The organism is Campylobacter gracilis (genome assembly GCF_018374135.1).
GTDB classification, from domain to species: Bacteria; Campylobacterota; Campylobacteria; order Campylobacterales; family Campylobacteraceae; genus Campylobacter_B; species Campylobacter_B gracilis_A.
In genome coordinates this window covers 207,159-214,880 of the sequence record NZ_JAHAFS010000001.1, presented here as the reverse complement: position 1 = coordinate 214,880, position 7,722 = coordinate 207,159, and the positions used below count along the sequence as shown (strand labels likewise).

General features: G+C 40.8%; 7 protein-coding genes. All 7 read left to right on the top strand.

Annotation, left to right across the window (positions count from 1 at the left end; all coding sequences use genetic code 11):
* On the top strand, positions 1-321 hold a 321-nt coding region (locus KH703_RS01130), incomplete at its 5' end, for a DUF815 domain-containing protein (RefSeq protein ID WP_304293389.1).
* Entirely contained in the window at positions 318-443 is a 126-nt protein-coding gene (locus KH703_RS01125; RefSeq protein ID WP_304293387.1) for a hypothetical protein, read from the top strand. The genes KH703_RS01130 and KH703_RS01125, both read left to right, overlap by 4 nt.
* Positions 440-1,138 (top strand): 3-methyladenine DNA glycosylase, encoded by a 699-nt coding sequence (locus KH703_RS01120; RefSeq protein ID WP_304293385.1) that lies wholly within the window; start codon positions 440-442, stop codon positions 1,136-1,138. The genes KH703_RS01125 and KH703_RS01120 overlap by 4 nt, the downstream gene beginning before the upstream one ends.
* A gap of 150 nt (positions 1,139-1,288) precedes the next feature.
* Complete coding sequence (wecB, locus tag KH703_RS01115; RefSeq protein ID WP_304293384.1) at positions 1,289-2,425, top strand: non-hydrolyzing UDP-N-acetylglucosamine 2-epimerase; 1,137 nt, start codon at positions 1,289-1,291, stop codon at positions 2,423-2,425.
* Positions 2,422-3,621: a UDP-N-acetyl-D-mannosamine dehydrogenase gene (gene wecC, locus KH703_RS01110; protein WP_304293382.1), complete on the top strand. Its 1,200-nt coding sequence runs from the start codon at positions 2,422-2,424 to the stop codon at positions 3,619-3,621. Before wecB ends, wecC begins: the two co-directional genes overlap by 4 nt.
* Positions 3,622-3,642: 21 nt before the next feature.
* Positions 3,643-5,772: a bi-domain-containing oxidoreductase gene (locus tag KH703_RS01105; protein ID WP_304293380.1), complete on the top strand. Its 2,130-nt coding sequence runs from the start codon at positions 3,643-3,645 to the stop codon at positions 5,770-5,772.
* A gap of 18 nt (positions 5,773-5,790) precedes the next feature.
* Positions 5,791-7,638 (top strand): asparagine synthase (glutamine-hydrolyzing), encoded by a 1,848-nt coding sequence (gene asnB, locus KH703_RS01100; protein ID WP_304293378.1) that lies wholly within the window; start codon positions 5,791-5,793, stop codon positions 7,636-7,638.
* The last annotated feature ends 84 nt before the right edge of the window (positions 7,639-7,722 follow it).

Here is a 7,722-nt window from a genome sequence, read left to right as displayed (position 1 = left end):
CAGATAAGCCGCGGCGAGCTGCACCTAAGCGACGCGGCGAACGAGCGCATTAGCCTGAGCGAGCGCTTTGGGCTACAGCTAAGCTTTTACGGCGGTAGCATGCGGGAGTATTTGGGGATCGTAGATGCCTATTTTGCGGCTGCGCAAGGTATGAGCGCGGCGGAATTTCGCTTGAGCTTTGCCGCAAATTTAGACGAGCTGCACGCAAAGGCGCGTGAGTTTGCGATGCTTCGCGCAAGCCGCAGCGGTCGGGCGGCAAAGCAATTTTTCTTGAGCTTTGGTGAGGAATTTTTTGCAAATTTAAAAGGTGGCGGCAGATGAATACAGCGTGCGAATTTAAATTTGGCGTAAATTTTATCGCAGTGTTAGAGCGCACGCAAAAAATCGCCGCCGCCGCGCGAAATTTTAAAAACGCTGCCAGAAATTTCGGAGGCGCGAAATGAGCGCGACCGAGCTTTTTATCGCGCTTTTTCGCGCCGTGAAAATCAAGGATTTTCACTGGTGGCCCGCGTTTGGAAGCTTTGAGGTGGTCGTGGGGGCGATTTTGATCCAAAACACGGCGTGGCGCAATGCCGATGCGGCACTGCAAAACCTGCGTAGTAAGGGACTTTTGAGCTTAGAAAGCATCGCCAGGTTAGAGGAAGCGGAACTTGCGCAGATCATCAAAGTGAGCGGATTTTATAATCAAAAAGCTAGGCGCCTAAGCTTGCTTTGCAAAGCGATAATCGCGGATTTTGGGGATTTTGAGAGCTTTAAAGCGGGCGTTAGTCGCGAGTGGCTGTTAGCGCGCAAAGGGATCGGCGCGGAGAGCTGCGATGCAATCCTGTGCTATGCGTGCGAGCGTACGGTGATGGTTGCGGATAGCTATTCGGCGCGGCTGCTTGAGGCTTTAGGCTATGAGTTTGAAAGCTACGACGAGCTTAGCGCGTGGCTCGGCGAGCTGGAATTTGAGCGGATCTATGAGCTTGTAAATTCTGCTAATCTTCCCTGCGATGCGGCGGCAAAAGCAGATAAGCTGGAGAACGAAAACGGCGCATATGCACTATTTCATGGACTCATCGTGGAATTTTGCAAAGCGCATTTGAAAGGTAAAATTTTTGATGATTTTGCGATAGAATTTTTTGATAATTTAAAATAAATCTTAGTCATCTTTGAAGGAAAGAACATTCTATACCATCCAAGTAACGACAAATAGGTGAATTTATGTATTGTTAAGCGCCGATATAGCAAAATTTAATTAAAATTACGGCGATAAATTTGGTCAAAAAACCGATATTTAGGGGAGTTTATGACGAAAAGAAAAATTTTGATAGTATTTGGGACGCGCCCGGAGGCCATTAAAATGGCTCTGTTGATAAAGGAATTTCAAAAACACGCGGAATTTGAAGTGAAGGTTTGCGTCACGGCTCAGCACAGACAGATGCTCGATCAAGTTTTGGAATTCTTTGAGATAAAGCCCGATTTTGATCTAAATTTAATGAAGCAAGGGCAGGATCTGTACGATATTACGTCGGGTGTTTTGCTTGGTATGCGCGATGTATTTAGCGAATATACCCCGGACATCGTGTTTGTGCATGGAGATACTACTACTACTTATGCCGTCTCTTTAGCGGCGTATTATCAAAAGATCGACGTAGCACATGTCGAAGCGGGGCTTAGGACACATGATATCTATTCGCCGTTTCCTGAAGAGATAAATAGGCAGATGACGGGGCTCATAGCTAAATATCACTTCGCGCCGACTGCCGATGCGAGAGACAATCTCTTAAAAGAAGGCAAAGATTCAAAAAATATAATCGTTAGTGGCAACACCGTTATAGACGCGCTTTTGTGGACGATAGATAAAATCGAAAAGAATGAGCTGCTAAAAAATAAAATTTTGTCTTTTATAAATTCCAAATATAAGATTAGTGATAGAAAATTTATTCTCGTTACAGGGCACAGACGAGAGAATTTCGGAGAAGGTTTTGTTAATATTTGTGAGGCTTTACGTGAAATAGCGCTAAAAAATGAAAATATCGACATCGTTTACCCCGTGCATCTAAATCCAAATGTAAGAAAGCCTGTGGGAGAAATTTTATCGGGCATTTCGAATATATTTTTAATCGATCCGCTAGAGTATGATAGTTTCGTCTATCTCATGAGCAAGTCATATATGATAGTAACAGATAGCGGCGGTATTCAAGAGGAGGCACCGAGCCTTTGCAAGCCCGTTTTAGTTATCAGAGAAACTACCGAAAGACCTGAAGGGATAAGAGCAAGATGCGTTAAGCTTATCGGCACCAAGCGCGAAAATATCATAAAAGAGGTGCAAAAATTATTAAATTTAAAAGATGAATATGATAAAATGAGTAAAAGTACAAGTCCGTATGGCGACGGTAAAGCTTGTAAAAAAATACTGGAATTTTTAAAAGGAATATTATGAAAAAAGTTTGCATCTTAGGTCTTGGATATATAGGGCTGCCGACGGCGGCGCTTTTGGCAAACAGAGGTTATAAAATCCATGGCGTTGATGTGGTTCAGAGCGTCGTAGATACGATCAATCAGGGCAAAATTCATATCGTAGAGCCGGAACTTGACGTATTTGTTAAAAAAGCAGTGCAGAGCGGAAATTTAAAAGCAGACGTTAGGCCTGATTTCGCAGACGTTTTTATCATAGCTGTTCCGACGCCGTTTCGAGACGGATACGTGCCAAATATCGATTATGTCATAAGTGCGGCAAAATCGATAATACCTTATGTAAAAGACGATAATATGGTCGTTTTAGAATCCACTTCACCGGTAGGTACTACCGAAAAGATAGGTGAAATTTTAAAAAATGGCGGTGTTGATATTTCTAAAATTTATATCGCTCATTGCCCGGAGAGAGTTTTGCCGGGTAAAATTTTAAAAGAGCTTACGCAAAACGATAGAATCGTGGGTGGAACTACAAAAATTGCTACTAAAAAAATAGCGGAATTTTACGCAGAATTCGTAGAAGGCGAAGTTTTACAGACTGACTCAAAAACTGCAGAGATGTCAAAGCTTACAGAGAACTCTTTCCGCGACGTAAACATAGCTTTTGCAAACGAACTTAGCATTTTGTGCGATAAATTCGGCATTAACGTCTGGGAACTCATTTCTCTAGCAAACCGTCATCCGCGAGTTAATATTTTAAACCCGGGCTGCGGCGTAGGCGGGCACTGCATAGCGGTCGATCCATGGTTTATAGTGCATGCGGGCGGCTACGAAGCAAGGCTGATCAAATCCGCAAGAGAGGTCAATGATCACAAAGCCGAGTGGTGTATTGAAAAAATCAAAAACGCCGCTTTGAAATTTGAGCTGCAAAACGGCAGAAAGCCCAAAGTCGCGTGTATGGGGCTTGCTTTTAAGCCAGACATCGACGATTTGCGGGAATCGCCTGCGCTAAATATAACCAAGTGCCTGATCGCAGACGGCGTCGATGTGGTAGCTGTGGAGCCCAATATCAAGGCTCACAAAGATTTTGAGATAGTGGATTATAAAAAGGCTATTGAAATTTCGGACATTATCGTATTTTTAGTCGGGCATAAGGAATTTAAAGGGCTAAAAATAGAAAAAGAAGTTTTGGATTTTTGCGGTGCGCGAAATACTAATATTTAATATTTTTTAAGGTTATAGTCAATGATACAAGCAATAGTTAAAAAAGGCAAAGTTTTAGCAGAACAGATCCCAGCCCCGAGCGTTTCAAAAGGATGCGTTCTTATCAAAGTAGTAAATAGCTGCATATCGGCGGGTACCGAGATAAGCGGCGTATTAAATAGCGGAAAAAGCCTGATCAGAAGGGCTTTGGAGCAGCCGGAGAACGTAAAAAAAGTAATCAATATGGTGAAATCCGACGGCATAGCCAGCGTCTATGCGAAGGTAAAAGGCAAGCTTGATAGCGGAAGCCCGACCGGCTATTCGCTTAGCGGCGTCGTCATAGCAGTCGGAGAGGGCGTTTCAAATTTTGAAATCGGAGAGCGCGTTGCCGCAGCCGGCGCAGGGCTTGCGAACCACGCAGAATACGTAGACGTGCCTAAAAATTTAGTTATGAAAATGTCGCAGGATATGGACTTTGAGCGAGCTTGCACCGTGACGCTCGGCGGTATAGCGATGCAGGGCGTTAGGCGGATCGATCTAAGGCTCGGCGAGACCTGCGTAGTCGTGGGAGCTGGGATTTTGGGGCTTCTTGCGGTGCAGATGCTTAAAATTTCAGGCGTAAGGGTTGCGGTCAGCGATTTTGACGATAGGCGCTTGCAGATAGCAAAGGAATACGGCGCAGAGCTCGTTATAAACCCGTCAAAGGACGATTTGTTAGACGTCGTTTCATCTTGGAGCGGCGGATACGGCGCCGATGGCGTGCTATTTACCGCCGCTACGAGCAGTAGCGAGCCGCTATCGCAAAGCTTTCAGATGTGCAAGAAGAAGGGCAGAGTGGTGCTCGTAGGCGTTGCCGGCATGCAGATCAATAGAGAGGATATGTATAAAAAGGAGCTTGATTTTCTCATCTCCACTTCCTACGGTCCCGGTCGCTACGACAAGAGCTACGAAGAGCAGGGGCTTGATTATCCGTTTAGCTACGTCAGATGGACCGAAAATCGAAATATGAGCGAGTATCTAAGGCTGGTAAATGAAAATTTGATAAAGCTGGATAAGCTCATAGACGCAAAATATCCTATCGAGCAGGTAACGGAGGCGTTTGAGTCGCTGCAGACTTCGCAGAATAAGCCGCTTATGGTTTTGCTCGACTACGGCGAGGCAAATTTAGCCGAGCTTGATAGCTATCTAAATCACGATAAAAAAATCATCATAAGCTCCGCGCCAGTAAACAGGGACGTGATAAACGTCGCGTTCGTCGGAGTCGGTGGATTTGCTACCGGTATGCACCTGCCTAATATCTCAAAGCTTACGGATAAGTATAAAATTTACGCGATAATGAACCGAAGCGGACATAAGGCAAAGGCGGTGGCGCAGCAATACGGAGCGAACTACGCTACTTCAAATTTAGACGATATTTTAAATGATAAAAATGTTGATCTGGTGATCATCTCCACAAGGCACGATAGCCATGCGGAGCTTACTTTAAAGGCGCTTGAGGCGGGTAAAAACGTATTTGTAGAAAAGCCGCTTGCAACAAACAAAGACGAGCTTGAAAAGATAAAGAAATTTTACGAAGGAGGCGGCGACAAGCCCCTTTTATTCGTGGGATTTAACAGGCGATTTAGCGCTTACGCGCAGGAGATAAAAAAGCACACGAGCGCTAGAATAAATCCGATGATAATCAGATATAGGATGAATGCGGGCTACATACCGATGGATCACTGGGTGCACGAAAACGGCGGTAGAATGATAGGCGAAGCGTGCCACATAATAGATCTGATGACGGCGCTAACGGGCAGCGAGATAGAGAGCGTATTTTCGCAGGCTATCACGCCGAGCAACAAAAAATATAGCGCCGAGGATAACAAATCGATCGTCTTAAAATACAAAGACGGCTCGGTGGCCAATATCGAGTATTTCGCAAACGGTAGTAAGGAGCTAAGTAAGGAATTTATGGAGATTCACTTCGACGGTAAGAGCATCGTTTTAGACGATTATAAAAGCTTAAAAGGATACGGAGTGGGGGTGAAAGAAATTTCAACAAACGCAAGCCAAAAAGGACAGCTCGAAGAGCTCGAGGCGCTATTTGGAGCTCTAAAAGGAAGCAAAAAAGGCTGGCCGATAGAGCTTTGGGATATGGTGCAGACGACGGAGATTTCGTTTTTAATATGATTAAGGTAGGAGTTATATATGTGCGGTATAGTTGGTAAGATTTCATTTAATAGCATTATAGATGCCGATAAACAAGCAATAGAAAAAATGGCTTTATTATTGGCTCACAGGGGGCCCGATTATCAAGGAATATATAATGATAATAATGTCGTACTTGCTCATAGAAGACTTGCTATTATAGATACTGCAAATTTAGCGAATCAGCCTATGCTTAGCGATGATCAAGAAATAGTGTTAGTGTTTAATGGCGAAATATACAATCATATGGAGATTAGAAAAGAACTAAAAAATAAATATGCATTTAGGACCGATCATTCAGATACGGAAACTATAATATATGCCTATAAAGAGTGGGGTATAGATTGCATAAAGAAATTCAATGGTTTTTTTGCCTTTTGTATTTATGATAAAAAGAAAAATGAGATTTATCTCGTTAGAGATAGGTTTGGTAAAAAGCCCCTATATTATATACTAAATGACAGCGCATGTTATTTTGCATCGGAAGCCCATGTTTTTTTTAGAACAAATATAATAAACAAGGAATTTAATGAAGAAGCGATATACCATTATCTCACTTTTTTAACAACACCGACTCCAAGCACATTTTTTAAAAATGTATATAAGCTAGAGGCCGGCTATTATCTAAAAATATCAAAACAGGGTGTTGAAAAACAACAATATTTTAATATCTCTGATTATATTAATATAGACAATAAAGATTCTTTTGAAACAGCCGTAAATATAACAAGAGAAAAATTAGAATCATCGATGAAATATAGGAATGTAGCTGATGTTGGTGTTTGTGTCGCATTAAGTGGAGGACTCGATAGCTCACTAAATCTATATTATTCTAAGGATATAAATAAAAATATAAAAGCAATAAATATAGCGTATGAAAAAACCAGTAGTTTTGACGAATCTGTTATATCTAAAAGATTGGCTGATGAATATAATATTGATTTTATAGGCAAAAAAGTTACAGATAATATGTTTGATAGCCTGATAGATAAATATATATCATTTAGTGGCGGCTTAGATAGACCTATGGGCGATATCAATGAGATCCTTGTTTATCTTCTATCAATAGTGGCTTTGGAGAGTAAAAGTAAAGTTATGTTGGTTGGTGAAGGCGGGGATGAGCTGGGTGGGTATCCTATATATAAAACTATGAATTTTATAAACAAAACTTTTGGTAAATTTAGTAGTTTTGAAGATATTTTTAAATTTTTGCCCAGCAGGATATCAAGAAAATTAAATTTTTACAATGGTTCTTTAGTATCAAATATGCATATACATGGATTTACTGAACGAGAAAAATATAATTTATGGGTTGGCGCTAAAAATTTTAATTCATTCAAAATATTAAACGACTATATGACCGAAATAAGAGATGATTTAAATGATAGTTATTTAAGGAAGATTATAAATATAGAATATAAATTAAGATTGCCTGAACTGATTTTATCAAGAATAGATTATCCAAGTATGGCAGCTAGTGTAGAGGCCAGGAGCCCTTTTATGGATCATGAACTAATTCAATATAGTTCAAGCTTGTCTTTTGGCGTTAAAATGAAAAATGGACCAAAAAGTATTTTAAAAGCTATTGCTAGTGATAGATTGCCAGACTATATATTAAATCATCCGAAGATTGGTTTTGGTGGATTACTTAATCCATTTTTATGCTATACGATGCCAATATGGTTTCATAAAGAACTTATTGAAACAAAGAATGATTTACATAATTTAATTTCAATTGACTATTGTAAATATATGTATGAGAGACATGAGAAGAAAAAAAATATGGGATATCAAATGTGGATACTTTATATTTTAAGTAGATGGTTCAGGATTAATTTTGATGGCTAGAAATCAGTCGTAGTTTAAAGATTCAAAAATTTGGTAATTAAATTATGGCAGAAAATAATTAAAGCAGTTTTTTTCGAGTAGATA

Coding starts and splice junctions, on each gene's coding strand:
- KH703_RS01125 (WP_304293387.1), top strand. CDS start 318: ATGAATACAGCGTGCGAATTTAAATTTGGCGTAAATTTTATCGCAGTG.
- KH703_RS01120 (WP_304293385.1), top strand. CDS start 440: ATGAGCGCGACCGAGCTTTTTATCGCGCTTTTTCGCGCCGTGAAAATC.
- wecB (WP_304293384.1), top strand. CDS start 1,289: ATGACGAAAAGAAAAATTTTGATAGTATTTGGGACGCGCCCGGAGGCC.
- wecC (WP_304293382.1), top strand. CDS start 2,422: ATGAAAAAAGTTTGCATCTTAGGTCTTGGATATATAGGGCTGCCGACG.
- KH703_RS01105 (WP_304293380.1), top strand. CDS start 3,643: ATGATACAAGCAATAGTTAAAAAAGGCAAAGTTTTAGCAGAACAGATC.
- asnB (WP_304293378.1), top strand. CDS start 5,791: ATGTGCGGTATAGTTGGTAAGATTTCATTTAATAGCATTATAGATGCC.